Source organism: Pseudomonas sp. H3_A02, assembly GCF_054671965.1.
The window spans coordinates 5444108-5457818 of sequence record NZ_CP162807.1 but is presented as its reverse complement, the minus strand read 5'-3'; the positions used below and the strand labels follow the sequence as shown (position 1 = coordinate 5457818).

The window sequence follows — 13711 nt, the reverse complement described above, 5'->3', positions numbered from 1 at the left end:
GCACTCATCGAGTCTGATCGGGGTTCCATTGGTTGTAGCTGTGTCCGCGCACGAACTGCCACAGGCCGGCGACCATGCCGGCCAGGGTCACCAGCACGAACGCGGCGAGGCGAAACGGTCTAGGCAAGCGATGACGCACATCCAGCAGGCCGGCCACGGCGAAGGCGTAGCCGAGCAGTTGGGCAGACAAGGCCAGGCGGTAGAAGCCATGCTCATTTAGCAGCCAGAGGTTAGCCACCAGCAGGGGCAGCAACAGCACTGGCGCCAGCCGGCGGATCAGCTTGTGGCTAATCAATGCGATGGCGTATAGGCCATGGCACAGCGGGTTGAGTAGCTCACGCCGGGCCGCCAGACTGATCAGGCCGCCGACGGTGACGCGCTGGCGGCGGCTGAATTGTCGGCCGGCTTCGTCCACGCCTTGATCGAGCACCTTGGCGTCGTCGACGTAGACGACGCGTTTGCCAGTGATCGGTGCGCAGGTGTTGATAAAAAAATCGTCGTTGACCATGGCTGGAATCGGTTGGTACAGCTCGCGACGCAACGCCTGCAGCGCACCATCGGCCGAGACCGTGCAACCGACGCGACTTTCCACTCGGCGCAGCCAGGCTTCGTAGTGACGGTACAGGCTTTCGCCCACGCTCAGGCCTGAACCCGGGACGGGGATGTTCATATTGCCGACAGTACCGCCGACCCGAGGATCGGAAAATGGCGCCAGCAGACGCTCAAACGTGCCGTCGAGCCAGTGAACATCAGCATCGGTAAACACCAGGATATCGCCCGTGCAATGACTGACCGCGGCGTTGAGCACGCTGTTCTTGCCTTGGCGCGGCAGGTCGAGCACCTCGATGCGCGGATCTTCGAAGCTGCGCGCCAGGGCCACGGTCTGATCGGTGGAGCCATCGCTGGCGACAACGATCTGCAGGCTGGCGGCCTGATAGTCCTGGGCCAGCAGATTGCGCAGTTTGCTCTCGATATTGCGTTGTTCGTTGTGCGCGGCAACGATCACACTGACCCGTTGCGCAGGCAGAGGCTCAGGCCTGAGTCTGGGAAAAAATGGCCCGGCGAGCGTCAGCAGCAATGGGTAACCCAGGTAGGCGTATACCGGCAGTAACAGGCACAACCAGAAAATGAACTCAGCCACGGGCAGGCCTCCTTGCTTTCCAATGACAAAGGCTGAGGATGAGCGCGACGCCGGCCAGGTGCAGGCGCACCCAGTGCAGGCCCCAAAGCTGCAGGGTCAGGCATGGGTTACGGTGCTTGTGGCTCTGGTGCAAGCTCAGCGCCAATCCCGGTACGGTCGTCAACAGCCCCATCATGAGTGCATGTTGAGGAGCGCCAGTGACCAGCGCGCAGAGCGCCAGGAAGTCCAGCAGCCAGACGAGCACGGCCAACATCGGGAAGCGCAACAGACGCAGGCTCAAGCCATTGGTACGCAGCAACTGCACCAGACTGCCCTGGCGCCACAATTCCTTGCCCATCCACTCGCGCCAGTTCATTTCGTAGCCCCAATGCAGGGCGGTGTATTCATTGACCGACAGTAACCGTGCGCCCTTGGCCGTCTGGCGCAGGGTCAAGTCCTTGTCTTCGCCGGTGCGCAGCGTCTCGTTGAACCCGCCGGCCCTGTCGAACCATTGGCGGCGCATCAGCAGGTTGGCGGTGGGCAGCCAATCCACGCGTTGCACGGTATGTCGCGAGGGGAGCGAGGTCCGCCGATGCCAGGCCGTGGCGTACCAGGGTGCCTGCGCGGGGGTGTACAGGTCCAGGCCGAAGACGTCGGCGATGTCTGCGTTCTCCAGCGCCAGTAGATGCGTCAGCCAGTCCTCGGGCATTTCGATGTCGGCGTCGATGAAGGCCAGCCATTCACCAGTGGCAACCTGCGCTCCGCGATTGCGCAGGGCACCGATCAGCACGTCTGGAATCACCAGGACCTGCGCACCGAACTGCCGGGCAATCTCCGGGCCCTGATCCTGCGAGCCGTTGTCGACCACGATCAACTCGCATGCAAGACTGGCGGCATTGGCGGCGCGTTGTGCGGCGAGCAGCGTGCGGGCGATATGCCGGGCCTCGTTGTACATCGGTATGACGATACTGATGCGGCTCATGAACGGGCCTCCCGCGGCGTGGACTGTTCGGCGTCGTAGCGCAATATGCTGGTCAAGGCGAGCATGATCCACAGTAACTTGTGGTTCGGCGCGCTGAGGAACATCAGGAACAACGCCAGCGACAGGAAACTCATGCCCAGGTGCGTCAACAGGTCCGCCTGGGCCCAGTCCCGACGCTGGAGCCAGAGTTGGCGCGTGCGCATCAGGTTGTAGAGGCCCAGCCCAATCGTGCCGACAAACATCAAGCCGGCTGGCACGCCGATTTCGCTGAAGATTTCCAGGTAGGTGTTATGGGCCTGGCGGTACAGATCCCCTCGTTTGCGATTGGCCGAGAATGCCTTGGCGTAGCCGGTGGGGGCGTAGTGCTCCGGAAACGTCCCAGGCCCCGAACCGAGTATCGGCTTCTCGCGGATCATCTGGCTGCCCACCACAATGTACGAGGCGCGGCGACCCAAGGACCCGTCCTTGTGGTCGTTGGTGCCGGAGCTGAGAATGCTCAATGTCTGGATGCGTGCCACGTAGCCGGCAGGCATCAAGGCGATTGTCGCCGGGACCATGAGTGCCAGGCCGAGCATCGCGAACCCCAGGTGCCGGGGACGCACGCGTGGTAGCTGCGCCCGATAGTGATACAACCCGATCATCAGAGTGAGCAGCAGCACGACCAGTCCTGAACGCGATTCGGTCTTGGTCATTCCACCCAACAACAGGATGCAACCGCCCGCCCAGAACAACCGTTGCAGCAGGTTCTGGCTGCGTATGGTCAACAACAATGCCAGCGGTACGGTAAACGCAATCAACAGCGCAAAGGCGTTCGGGTCTTCCAGCAAACCGGAGGCGCGACCCTGATCCTGGTATTTGGCTGAAAACATTGCGAGCACGCAGGTCGTGGCGACGCTCACTGTCATCAGCCGGGCGAACATCTCCAGGTTCAGCTCGCGACCGATCAACAACGTGATCACGAACAGAATCAGCCCTACTGCGAGTTCACGCAGATGCATCAGGGAAAGGTCCATGTTTTCCGAGATCAACAGGCTCAGGCCATACAACACCATGAAGCCGAGCAACGGCTTCCAGATGTTGCTACGCAAGCGCGTCGCAGGGATCTGATGCAAGGCCAACTGCAGCATCAGGATCAGGATCAGCGCCACGCCGAGGAATTTGCTGCCGGAAAACGCGTTGTCCTTGAACAGGCCTTCGAGCGGCAGCAGCGCGGCAATGCCCAGCAAACCCCAGCCGGGCTTGCGGTACAGCATGGCGACGCCCACCAGCCCAAGCACAGCACCCGGTGCGAGAAACGGATAAGGACTGGCCAGCAATGCCAGGCACACCAGCCCCAGCAGACTGACGATCGAGAGCGGGACAATCATGGCTGAGCCTCCCGCGCCGTGCGGATATAGAGTTGCGACCAGCGTTCGGCCAGCGTGCGCAGGTCGTAGCGGTCGCGTTGGGTGCGGCGCGCGTTGTCGGCGAGGATCCGCGCCAGGGGCGGTTCGCTGAACAGCGTTTCGATCTGGCGTGCCAGCTCCTCGCTGTCGGCCGGCGTGGCAAGCAGGCCGTTGTGGCGGTCCTGCAATACATCGGGAATGCCACCGACGCCGAACGCCACCACCGGCACGCCGGCCTGCATGGCTTCGAGCAGGATCATCGGCGTGCCTTCGGTGCGTGAACTGATCACCAGTGCATCGAGGCGGCTCCACCAGTCGTTCATGTCCGTCTGATAACCGGGCAATTCGATGCGCGTGGGCAGCTCCGCGTCAACGATGCGCTTGAGCAAGGGCTGGCGTTCCGGGCCGTCGCCGAGCATGACCGCGTGCAGCGACGCATGGCGCTGGCACAAAGGGATCATCGCGTCGAGGAACAGGTCCGGGCCTTTCTCGCTGCTCAAGCGGCCGACGTAGCCGACCCGCCAGCGTTGCCTGTCGTCACGATGAGGCAGCGGCGTCGTGACGGCCGGCAGGCCGTTGGGGATCACGTCGAGTTTTTCCGCGTTCACGCTGGCCTGGCGGTGCAGCGCCGCGATGCTTTCAGCCACGCACACCACTCGCTTGACCGGCGCGGTGCGGCACAGTTGCAGGCTCAACCACGTATAGAAGCGTTGTTTGGGGCTGCGTGGCGTGAAGCCGTGCTGGGTGATCACCAGCGGCAGGCGCAACAGGGTCGCCGCGGCCCAGCCGAACACCAGGCCCTTGAAGTTGTGCGTATTGATCAGCGGGCGCTCGGCGCGCCGTTGCCTCAAATGCTGCAACAGTTCGGGCCAACTGGCGCAGTGGTGGCAGTCGATCCCGGCCTGGCGGAACCGCGTGATCAAGGTCGGCGGCGCCCCCAGGAACAGCACCTGATGCTGGCCGGGTGTCGCCACGCAATGATCGAGCAGCATCCGCTCGGCCCCATAGAAGCCACCGCTGCCGAGCAGATGAATGATCGACAGGGGGAGGCTGCGGTGGGACTGGCTGAATGGCGCGTTCAATTTTTCACCCAATGGACAAGGCTGGGCACGCTCCAGTTGCGGTGCGGGTTGACCTGCTCGGGCGACTGCTCGTTGATCACCAGCAGCACCGGTAGATCCAATTGGTGGCCAATTTGCGCCGGATGCTTGAAGCGATGGTCGAAGAACTCTCGTACATAGACCAGGGCGATCGCCAATAGCAGGCCGCTGAACAAGCCGAACGCGATGATCAGCACCGGCTTGGGAAACGCCGCAGCGGTGGGTTCGAATGGTGGGCTCAAGACTCGGGCGTTGGACAGGTCGTTATCCAGCGAACGAGTAGAGCTGGCTTCGGCGAACCGCTGGGCATAGGTGGAGAACGCCGCATGCAGGGCGTTGATCTCGGTGTCCATCTGCCGCAGCTTGCTCTGGGTTTCCTGAAGTTGGTGGATACGTTCCTTGAAGGCGGCGATACGTTCGACTTTCTGATTGATCACCGAGTTGACCACCGCCAGGTCGGTGGTGCGTTCCTGGATGCGGTTGTTCACCACTTTGAGGAATTGCTGGCGGGTGCGCATGATCTGCTCGCGAGCCAGCAACATCGGTTCGCTGCTGGGTTGGAAGATCGCCAGGTCGTTCATGTAGCGGCTGACCTGGCTGGTCAATTGCTCGCCCATTTGCCTGATTTCCCGATCGTCGAAGGCGACGTTGTCCACGGTGGTGGTGAAGGTGAACGGGAAGGTGTAGTCGTTGAATCGCGAGCTGTTCGCCGCCGCCAGGCTGGTCTTGAGGTAATCCAGCCAGCGTTGGCCTTGCAGCAGACGGTCCTGGTACAGGTTCAGGGCCTGCTCCTCGGTGTTGATCGCATTCAAGCGAAAAGTGATTTCTTCCTTGGGATCGGAAGAACCGACGCCTTCAAGCAGCGTCAGGCGGTTGCCCTCCAAGCCGTCAAGCCGAGCCTGGTACTGGACTTTTTTCTGCTCGTAGAACGTCTGGGGCAACTCTATCGATTGCAGGTCCTGGCGACCGGTGAGGTAGTTTTCCAGCAGTTGCGCCACGAACCGGGTGCCCTGGGCCGGGTCGCCGAAGCTGTAGACGATGGAGATGACGTTGGAGCCGGGCAATGTCTCGATCTTCAGGTTCTCAATGGCCTCGTCGGTTAGCGTATCGAGCACGGTGTCGCGTACCGGATCGACCTCGAGCCCCAAGCCGTCGCGCAGTGGATTGATGACGTACTCACGCAATGGCTGGGTGACGTAGCGCTTGAGTGGTTCGCTCACCCACTTGTTGAGGACGCCTGGGCTTGGGGTGTACTCGCCCTGGTCGCGCAGGGTCTTGATGGTTTCGCGAATCAACGCCGGCGAGCGCAGGATGTTGCTCTCGGTTTCCATGTCCGCCAGGGACGGTGGAACGAACGTCGCGTTTTCCTGGTTCAGCGAAGTCGTGGCGTCGCCTTGGGAGAGCTTTTTCGACTGGACGATCACTTGGGCGGTGATATCGAAGCTCTGCTTGAGCATCAACGGCAGCACCAGGGCGATCACGGCGAAAATCAGGAAGACGCGCTTCACCCACTGCTTGTTGGCGAAGAAGATCCTGAAGAACTCGTGCAGATAGTTTTCCTTGGGGTTCATGATCGATCACCTGAGTCAGTTGCTGTCGCTGCTTTTGTCGAGGTCGTAGCCGAAGCTGACGCCAACGCCTTGGAAGAGCACCACGTCGGCCAGTTGCCGAGCCATTTCACCGGCTTTGGCCAGGCCGGTCTTGGGCACGTACAACATGTCTTCCGGTTGCAGGTAGGCGATCTGCGAGGCGTCGCCGCTCAGAGCCTTCTCGACGTCGTAGTGGCGGGCTTCAACCTGATTGCCGTTGCGACGCATGATCACCACCGAGTCGAGCCTTGCCTTGACGTTCGTGCCCCGGGCCAGGGTCAGCGCCTCGAGAACGGAGATCGGCCGGCGGATCGGGTAGGAGCCAGGCTGGGCCACTTCACCGAGGACATAGATCTCGTTACCGGCGGTGGACTTGAGCAGCACATCCACCGTCATGTGGCCGGGCAGTTGGGCGTAGCGCTCGTTGAGGAAAGTCTCCAACTGGGTGACGGTCATGCCTTGCAACGGCACCGAGCCGATTTCCGGGAAGCTGGCGTAGCCATCCCGGCCCACGATGATTTCCCGGCTCATGCCGGTGGCTGGGTGGGTCAAGGTGTTGCGCAGGTTCGTCTCGCCGGACAGCGGGCTGGTCACCATTACGGTCAATTGGTTGCGATTGGGCTGGAACAGCATCTTCTGGTTGTAGGCACGTTGCACTGCCAGGCGCGCCTCGTCGGTGGTCAGGCCGGAGACTTTCACCGAGGTGTTGGCGCCCGGCAGTTCGATACTGCCGTCGGGCATCACCTGTTGCGTGCCGTTGAGTTGGCTGGCGGCGGTGAAGCTCAGGGCAACCTGGTCGCCCGGCTGCACGCGGTAAGCCTGGGAAGAAGTGGTGTCGATGTGAAAAATCACATCCAGCACATCCTGGGGCCTCAGGGTCTGTTCGACCCTGGGCATGTCGGTGGCTTGGGCGTTGGCCGGCGCGGCCGTGAGGATCTGCACCGGCATCGAACGGGTATCGGTGGTGCTGGAGCAACCGGCAAGCGGCAGCAACAGCAGGACAAGCATTCTGGCGTTCATCTCGTCATCCTTTTGCGGGCTTACAGGTTGTTGTAGAGCCATTTGGGCATGTAGTACTTGCGGCGATTGAACACGCTGCCGACCACCTTCGCGCCCGCCTGGACCAAGCGTTGCCGGGCGGCTTGGGCCACTTCCCAGCGGGTGTCCTCTCCGCGAACCACCAGCACCACGCCGTCCACCTGGGTGCTGATGACCAGTGTGTCGGTGGCCGAATACACCGCGTCGGCGTCGATCACCACGAAGCGGTACTGCGCCCCCAGTTGCCTGAACAATGGGCGCAGTCGCTCGGGGCTCAGGCGTTCGGCGTTATGTCCCAGGCGGCCATGGGGCAGCACGTCGAAGGGCAGGCTGGAAACCTGCACCACGCAGTCCTGCAACAGCGGTGGGGCGAGGGTGTTGAACAACAGGTCGCTGAAGCCGCGCTCTTTGTGCAGCGACAGTTGCTGGCTGAGGTTGCGCGGCGACTGGCTCGCATCCACCAGCAACACCCGTCCGGTGCTCATCTGCGCCAGTTGAGCGGCGAGCGCCATGGCGCTGGTGCTCGTGCCGGTGCCAATGTTGGCGGCTGTCATGAGAAGGATCCGCAGATCCGGGTCGAGCACGGTCGAGGTCAGGTTGGTCTCGCTCGGGCTGGCTATGGTGAGGATATTCGTCGAACCGTCCATTTAACTCGCTCCGTGGCCGCTGAAAACTTTGAAGGGGGTAAGCATCAGGATCTTCAAGTCCAGCCACAGGCTTTGTTCAGCGATGTAGCTGAGGTCCAATTCCACGCGCTGGTCGAAGTCGATATTGCTACGCCCGGAGATCTGCCACAGGCCGGTCATGCCGGGGTAGATGCTCAGGCGCACAAGATGATTGTCCTTGTAGCGATAGGCGTTGAACGAGGTCGGCCGCGGGCCCACCAGGCGCATGTCGCCGGTCACTACGTTGATCAGGTTCGGCAGTTCGTCGAGGCTGCTGCGACGCAGGAACCGGCCGATGGGCGTGATGCGCGGGTCGTTATCGATCTTGAAATCGATGGCATCGGCGCCGTGTTTGTTGAGGTGGCGCAGCGACTCCTTGAGGGCTTCGGCGTCGGCGACCATGGTGCGGAACTTGTACATGCCGAAGACCCTGCCGCGATAACCGGTGCGTTTCTGTATGAACAGCACGGGACCGGGGCTGGAGAACTTGACCAGCAGCGCCAGGCCCAGCAGCAGCGGACAGAACACCAGCAGGATCGCCAGTGCGCCGAGGCAAGCCACTACGCGGTTGGTGCGCGAGACCGTCCAGGGTCGGCCGCCGTCGCGACCGGTCAACCAACCACGGCCCTGACGGTGGATGGCCGCGTCCAGGCGCCTGCGGTGGTCGGGATCGACACGCTTGTCGCGTCCGGGGGCGTTGATCGCAATGATTTGCTCATGTCGGGTCATAGACTCCTCCGCTGAGGTTGGGCCGCAAGCGGCGCGTGGGCAGGCAGTGGGTAATACTCGAGGAACCACTGGATGAAGCGGCCCAGACCGTCGTCCAGTTCTATGCCCGGCTGGAAGCCAGTGGCCCGTGCCAGGTCGCTGGCATCGGCGCAGGTGTTGAGCACATCGCCCGCTTGCAGGGGCCGCAGCTCGACGCGGGCGGTGCGTCCCAGGTGTTTTTCCAGCAGCGCGACATAGGTGCGCAGCGCCACCGGGTGCTGTCCGCCGATGTTGTAGATCCGCCAGGGCGCGCGGCTGGTGGCCGGATCCGGTTGTTCGTGATCCAGCAGGGGCGTGACCTGGGGCGCACGTTCGATCAGGCGGGCGATGCTTTCGACGATGTCGTCGATGTAGGTGAAATCCCGTTGGTGCTCACCGTGGTTGAACAGCTGCAGCACACGGTCTTCGACGATGGCGCGGGCAAACTGGATCGGCGACATGTCCGGCCGGCCCCAAGGGCCGTACACCGTAAAGAACCGCAGGCCAGTGCAGGGAATACCGAACAGGTGGCTGTAGCTGTGGGCCATCAATTCGTTGGCTTTTTTGCTGGCCGCGTACAACGACAGTGGGTGGTCGACGTTGTCCTGCACCGAATAAGGGGTGCGCGAGTTGGCACCGTATACCGAGCTCGAGGAGGCGTAGATCAGGTGCTTGACCGGATACCGGCGGCAGTTTTCCAGGATGTTCAGGAACCCAGTGATGTTGCTGTCGACATAGGCCTGCGGGTTTTCCAGGGAGTAACGCACGCCGGCCTGGGCCGCGAGGTGAATCACCACGTCCGGGCGCCTGGCCTGGAACAGTTCGTCGACGGCCGGCGCGTCGGCCAGGTCGATCCGCGCCAAGGGGAATTCGCCGGCCTGTTCGTGCACCCAGGTCACGCGGTCGTGCTTGAGTTGCGGGTCGTAGTAGCCATTGAAATTGTCCAGTCCGCACACCCGATGACCGTCGCGCAGCAGCCGCAGCACGACATGGGCGCCGATGAAACCGGCTGCGCCGGTGACCAGGATGTTCACGCTTGCAGCCCTGGTGCAGGAGTGCCAGGCACGGTGTGGCGCAGCCCGATACCGCGATACAACAACCCGGCGGCGGCCAGGTGTTCTGGGTTGTACAGGTTGCGGCCATCGATGATCACCCGGGCGCGCAACTTGCTGGCCAACAGGTCGAAATCCACCACGCGAAAGTTCTTCCACTCGGTGCAGATCACCAGGGCGTCGGCGTCTTCGAGGGTGTCATCGCGGGTCGCGCAGAGGTTCAGGTCCTTGCGATAGCCGTAGAGACGACGGCATTCGGACATGGCTTCCGGGTCATAGGCCTGGACCCGGGCGCCTTCGCGCCACAGCGCTTCCATCAGGTAGCGGCTGGGGGCTTCGCGCATGTCATCGGTATTGGGCTTGAACGCCAGGCCCCAGATGGCAATCGATTTGCCAGCCAGGCCATCCGGGAATTGCTTCGCCAGTTTCTCGAAGAGGATGTGCCGCTGGCTGTCGTTGACGTCGGTGACGCTGCGCAGCAGGCGCAGCGGCATGCCGCTTTGTTCGGCGGTGTGCAGCAGGGCCCGCAGGTCCTTGGGAAAGCACGAACCGCCGAAACCGCAGCCGGGGTAGATGAAGTGATAACCGATGCGCGGGTCCGAGCCGATGCCCTTGCGCACCGCCTCGATGTCGGCGCCCAGCCGTTCGGTGAGGTTGGCCAGTTCGTTCATGAAGCTGATGCGGGTGGCGAGCATGGCGTTGGCGGCGTACTTGGTCAGTTCGGCGCTGCGGTTGTCCATGAACATCAGTTTTTCGTGGTTACGGCAGAAGGGCGCGTAGAGCTCCGTCATCTGGTCGCGGGCCACCGGGTCGGCGGTGCCGACGATGATCCGGTCCGGACGCATGCAATCGGCCAGGGCGCTGCCTTCCTTGAGAAATTCGGGATTGGACACCACGCGTACGTTCAGCTGTTTCAGACCCCGCCGGGCCAGCGCCTGACGAGCGCATTCGGTCACCTTGTCGGCGGTGCCCACCGGCACCGTGGACTTGATGATCAGGGTGCGGTCGCTGTCCATGAAATCGGCGATCTGCCGGGTGACGGCCAGCACATGGCTCAGGTCGGCCGAGCCGTCTTCATCGGCGGGGGTGCCGACGGCGATGAAAATCAGCTCGCCGTGATTGACCGCGTCGCTGGCCTGGGAACTGAACGACAGGCGGCCGGCCTTGATGTTGTCTTCGAGCAGATTGGACAGCCCCGGCTCGCTGATGGTCGGTACGGCCTGTTGCAGTTGCCGGATCTTGTTCGGGTCGATGTCGATGCACAAAACGCGGTGTCCGACATCGGCCATTGCGGCCGCCTGGATCAACCCGACATACCCCGTACCAAATACGCTCACGTCCATTTTTGGCGCGCCTCGCAGACCGAATGATGTAACTCGGATGAAACTGTTTAGAGGGGTATAGCGCAGCTTCAGAAAAGCGTGTCAGCAAAATGACAGTTGTCAGTGTTGGCAATTCATGTGAAATCGGGCCTTTTGATATCAAGTCATTGACTGGTCTAGCAAAGTGGCTGTTTTACTGGGGATAGTTGGCATTTAACAAAGCGATAAACGGTCGTTATCCATAGGTTTTTACATTTTGTGACGGGTTTTCGTGTCGTTTTTGGGGTAACTTTTTTTTGACGCTCAGCTGATGGAGGCATTTCTTGCGCTTTGAAAATCGGCTGCTAACGTGCAGGAACGAAGCACTTTCGATATTGCGATCCGGTCGAGGAAAACATGGCCCGCTACCTCAAGGAGTTGCTGCTGTTTTCGTACCTGTTCAAGGGGTACGCCTATTACCTCGACCGTCTCGACGCGTTGGGCCTGGGCTTGGCAACCTTGTTGTTCGGCGCCATGTTCGTGCTGTTGGTGGTGGCGCTGTGGATGAGCGCTTACATACGCCAGACGTTGGTGAGGCATGTGTTTGCCTTGGCGCTGTTTGTTTCAGCGGTGTTTTTCGAGGTGTACACCCAGGTCACGGACAGTTACCTGACCTACAGCCAGTTCGTCTCGCTGGTGTACTCGGGTGGGTTCATCCAGGAGGCGGCCTACCAGTATCGTGAGGTGATCATCAATGCGGTGATTGGCGGCTTGTTGCTGTTGTTCGGCATCGCCCTCAAGCCTCGGCGGGCGCTGCGAGTACCCGGTTATCTGCCGGTGCTCGCACCCGTGCTGGGCGTGGTGTTGCTCAGTGGCGTGCTGTTCGTGCGGGCGGGCGAGGGCGCGCGCGGCCTGCCGGTGATGTATACGCCGCTGGCCTATTTGAATCTCTTTGCCTATGAGTCCTTGCACAACACCATTGGCCCCCGGGAGCCGGTCACCCTGACGCGGCGATCGTCTTTGATCGAGCAGGACATCGTGCTGATCATCGATGAAAGCGTTGGTGGCAACTACCTGGATATCAACACGCCGTTTGGCGTGCACAGCGGCTTGAAGACCCCGCCCGAGGGCGTGGACATTTTCAATTTCGGCTACGCGGCATCCATCGCCAATTGCAGCGCCGACACCAATGTCACCTTGCGTTACGGTGGTACACGCGCCGACTACGTGCGCATCAACAGCACCCGGCCGTCGATCTGGCAGTACGCCAAGCAGGCCGGCTTGCGCACCGTCTACATCGACGCTCAACGCACCGGCGGCAACCTGCAGAACCTGATGACCAAACTGGAAAAACAGGACATCGATGAGTTCGTCCAATTCGACCAAACCAGCGTGCGCGACCGCGACATGGCGGCGGCGGCGAAGTTGATCGAACTGCTGGGCGACAATCAGGCCGAACTGGTGGTGATCAACAAGGTGGGGGCGCATTTTCCGGTACACGACAAATACCCCGACGACTTCATGAACTACCGGCCGGCCTTGCCGCGGGGGCAGTTCCAGGAAGTGTCCGATACCGGCAGCCGCGACGGCTTCAATGGGCAGAAAGATGATTGGCTGTTGTACCGCAACGCCTACCAGAACACCTTGCTGTGGAATGTCGGCGAGTTCTTCAAGCGAATCTTTCAGCAGGCCGATTTGAGCCATGCTGTGTTGATCTACACCTCCGACCATGGACAGGACCTGCACGAGCGTGGCAACCCTGGGCTCAACACCCATTGCGGCGGTGAACCGGTGGCCGAGGAAGGGTTGGTTCCGTTGGTGGTGATCCAGGGCAGCTCATTGCACAGCCTCGATTGGCGCGACGCCTGGGCCCGGAACAAGGATCGCTCCAGCCACTACAACATCTTCCCGACCCTGTTGCAGTTGATGGGGTATGACCCGGTTGGGGTTGAATCGGTCTATGGGAAATCCCTGAGCCAAGCGACCGATGATGATTTCACCTTCAACTATCGCTTCAATGCACGGTTGGGGGCGAAACCGGCTTGGAAACATATTGATCTGGACCATATTGTGACGCCGTCTGTTGGCCAGGTTGAAATGGCGGTGGGGCATTGACTGGAGACCCCCTATGCGCTGGGCTCTTTGTGGGAGCGAGCTTGCTCGCGATGACGCCCGCACATCCAACATCTTCATCGACTGTGACACCGCCTCGCGAGCAAGCTCGCTCCCACATTGGATCTTCAGCGGCCACAAATTTTATGTACACCCAGCCCCCCTGTGGGAGCGAGCTCGCTCGCGATGACGCCGGCACATCCAACATCACTGCAACCTGATAGACCGCCTTCGCGAGCAAGCCCGCTCCCACATTGGATCTTCAGCAGACACAAAATCCATGTGCACCCAGCCCCCCTGTGGGAGCGAGCTCGCTCGCGATGACGCCGGCACATCCAACATCACTGCAACCTGATACACCGCCTTCACGAGCAAGCCCGCTCCCACAGGAGAAACGCGATCACCCAGAGCCAGGTCGGCTATCAGGCCGCCTCGCGGCGGCCCACGGAGCAATGCCTTTGTTCCGGCATGCCGAGCCTAGGCGAGGCACCGAGTGGTGGGGCAAAAGCGTTTTGGTTACTTTTGACTGGGCCGGCTTCCGGGCTCTTCAAAAGTGACCCGCTGTAAGAGCGGAACCGCCAGCAGCCGTTACCGCAGAAACGGATATACACCCCCAACCC

11 protein-coding genes are annotated in these 13711 nt (G+C 61.6%); 1 reads left to right on the top strand and 10 read right to left on the bottom strand.

From position 1 onward, the window contains the following. Positions 1 to 4: 4 nt before the first annotated feature. Genes AB4N80_RS23965 through AB4N80_RS23920 form a run of 10 tightly spaced genes read right to left on the bottom strand, consistent with a single transcriptional unit; the run spans position 5 to position 11021 of the window. Complete coding sequence (locus AB4N80_RS23965; RefSeq protein WP_122568123.1) at positions 5 to 1141, bottom strand: glycosyltransferase family 2 protein; 1137 nt, start codon at positions 1139 to 1141, stop codon at positions 5 to 7. Continuing rightward, on the bottom strand, positions 1134 to 2102 hold the full coding sequence (locus AB4N80_RS23960; RefSeq protein WP_122568124.1) for a glycosyltransferase: 969 nt from the start codon (positions 2100 to 2102) through the stop codon (positions 1134 to 1136). Before AB4N80_RS23960 ends, AB4N80_RS23965 begins: the two co-directional genes overlap by 8 nt. Next, the gene (locus AB4N80_RS23955; RefSeq protein ID WP_122568125.1) at positions 2099 to 3469 is read right to left on the bottom strand and encodes an O-antigen ligase family protein; all 1371 of its coding nucleotides are present in this window, start codon (positions 3467 to 3469) and stop codon (positions 2099 to 2101) included. Before AB4N80_RS23955 ends, AB4N80_RS23960 begins: the two co-directional genes overlap by 4 nt. Further along, complete coding sequence (locus AB4N80_RS23950; protein ID WP_436278752.1) at positions 3466 to 4581, bottom strand: glycosyltransferase family 4 protein; 1116 nt, start codon at positions 4579 to 4581, stop codon at positions 3466 to 3468. Before AB4N80_RS23950 ends, AB4N80_RS23955 begins: the two co-directional genes overlap by 4 nt. Then, positions 4566 to 6158: a GumC family protein gene (locus tag AB4N80_RS23945; protein WP_122568127.1), complete on the bottom strand. Its 1593-nt coding sequence runs from the start codon at positions 6156 to 6158 to the stop codon at positions 4566 to 4568. The genes AB4N80_RS23950 and AB4N80_RS23945 overlap by 16 nt, the downstream gene beginning before the upstream one ends. Before the next feature lie 15 nt (positions 6159 to 6173). After that, on the bottom strand, positions 6174 to 7196 hold the full coding sequence (locus AB4N80_RS23940) for a polysaccharide biosynthesis/export family protein (RefSeq protein WP_122568128.1): 1023 nt from the start codon (positions 7194 to 7196) through the stop codon (positions 6174 to 6176). Between the two features lie 20 nt (positions 7197 to 7216). Continuing rightward, entirely contained in the window at positions 7217 to 7861 is a 645-nt protein-coding gene (locus tag AB4N80_RS23935) for a CpsD/CapB family tyrosine-protein kinase (RefSeq protein ID WP_122568129.1), read from the bottom strand. Beyond that, positions 7862 to 8608: a sugar transferase gene (locus tag AB4N80_RS23930; protein ID WP_122568130.1), complete on the bottom strand. Its 747-nt coding sequence runs from the start codon at positions 8606 to 8608 to the stop codon at positions 7862 to 7864. It abuts the gene before it with no gap. Further along, the gene (locus tag AB4N80_RS23925; protein WP_305470460.1) at positions 8605 to 9660 is read right to left on the bottom strand and encodes an NAD-dependent epimerase; all 1056 of its coding nucleotides are present in this window, start codon (positions 9658 to 9660) and stop codon (positions 8605 to 8607) included. The genes AB4N80_RS23930 and AB4N80_RS23925 overlap by 4 nt, the downstream gene beginning before the upstream one ends. Beyond that, a complete protein-coding gene (locus AB4N80_RS23920; protein WP_122568132.1) occupies positions 9657 to 11021 on the bottom strand; it encodes a UDP-glucose dehydrogenase family protein in 1365 nt (454 codons plus the stop codon). Before AB4N80_RS23920 ends, AB4N80_RS23925 begins: the two co-directional genes overlap by 4 nt. A 375-nt stretch (positions 11022 to 11396) precedes the next feature. On the opposite strand from AB4N80_RS23920, the gene AB4N80_RS23915 reads away from it, so the two are divergent. Continuing rightward, the gene (locus tag AB4N80_RS23915) at positions 11397 to 13094 is read left to right on the top strand and encodes a sulfatase-like hydrolase/transferase (protein WP_122568133.1); all 1698 of its coding nucleotides are present in this window, start codon (positions 11397 to 11399) and stop codon (positions 13092 to 13094) included. The last annotated feature ends 617 nt before the right edge of the window (positions 13095 to 13711 follow it).

Excerpts from the sequence above, each read along its gene's own strand:
- AB4N80_RS23960 (WP_122568124.1), bottom strand. The coding sequence starts at position 2,102 with ATGAGCCGCATCAGTATCGTCATACCGATGTACAACGAGGCCCGGCAT.
- AB4N80_RS23955 (WP_122568125.1), bottom strand. The coding sequence starts at position 3,469 with ATGATTGTCCCGCTCTCGATCGTCAGTCTGCTGGGGCTGGTGTGCCTG.
- AB4N80_RS23945 (WP_122568127.1), bottom strand. The coding sequence starts at position 6,158 with ATGAACCCCAAGGAAAACTATCTGCACGAGTTCTTCAGGATCTTCTTC.
- AB4N80_RS23940 (WP_122568128.1), bottom strand. The coding sequence starts at position 7,196 with ATGAACGCCAGAATGCTTGTCCTGCTGTTGCTGCCGCTTGCCGGTTGC.
- AB4N80_RS23935 (WP_122568129.1), bottom strand. The coding sequence starts at position 7,861 with ATGGACGGTTCGACGAATATCCTCACCATAGCCAGCCCGAGCGAGACC.
- AB4N80_RS23930 (WP_122568130.1), bottom strand. The coding sequence starts at position 8,608 with ATGACCCGACATGAGCAAATCATTGCGATCAACGCCCCCGGACGCGAC.
- AB4N80_RS23920 (WP_122568132.1), bottom strand. The coding sequence starts at position 11,021 with ATGGACGTGAGCGTATTTGGTACGGGGTATGTCGGGTTGATCCAGGCG.
- AB4N80_RS23915 (WP_122568133.1), top strand. The coding sequence starts at position 11,397 with ATGGCCCGCTACCTCAAGGAGTTGCTGCTGTTTTCGTACCTGTTCAAG.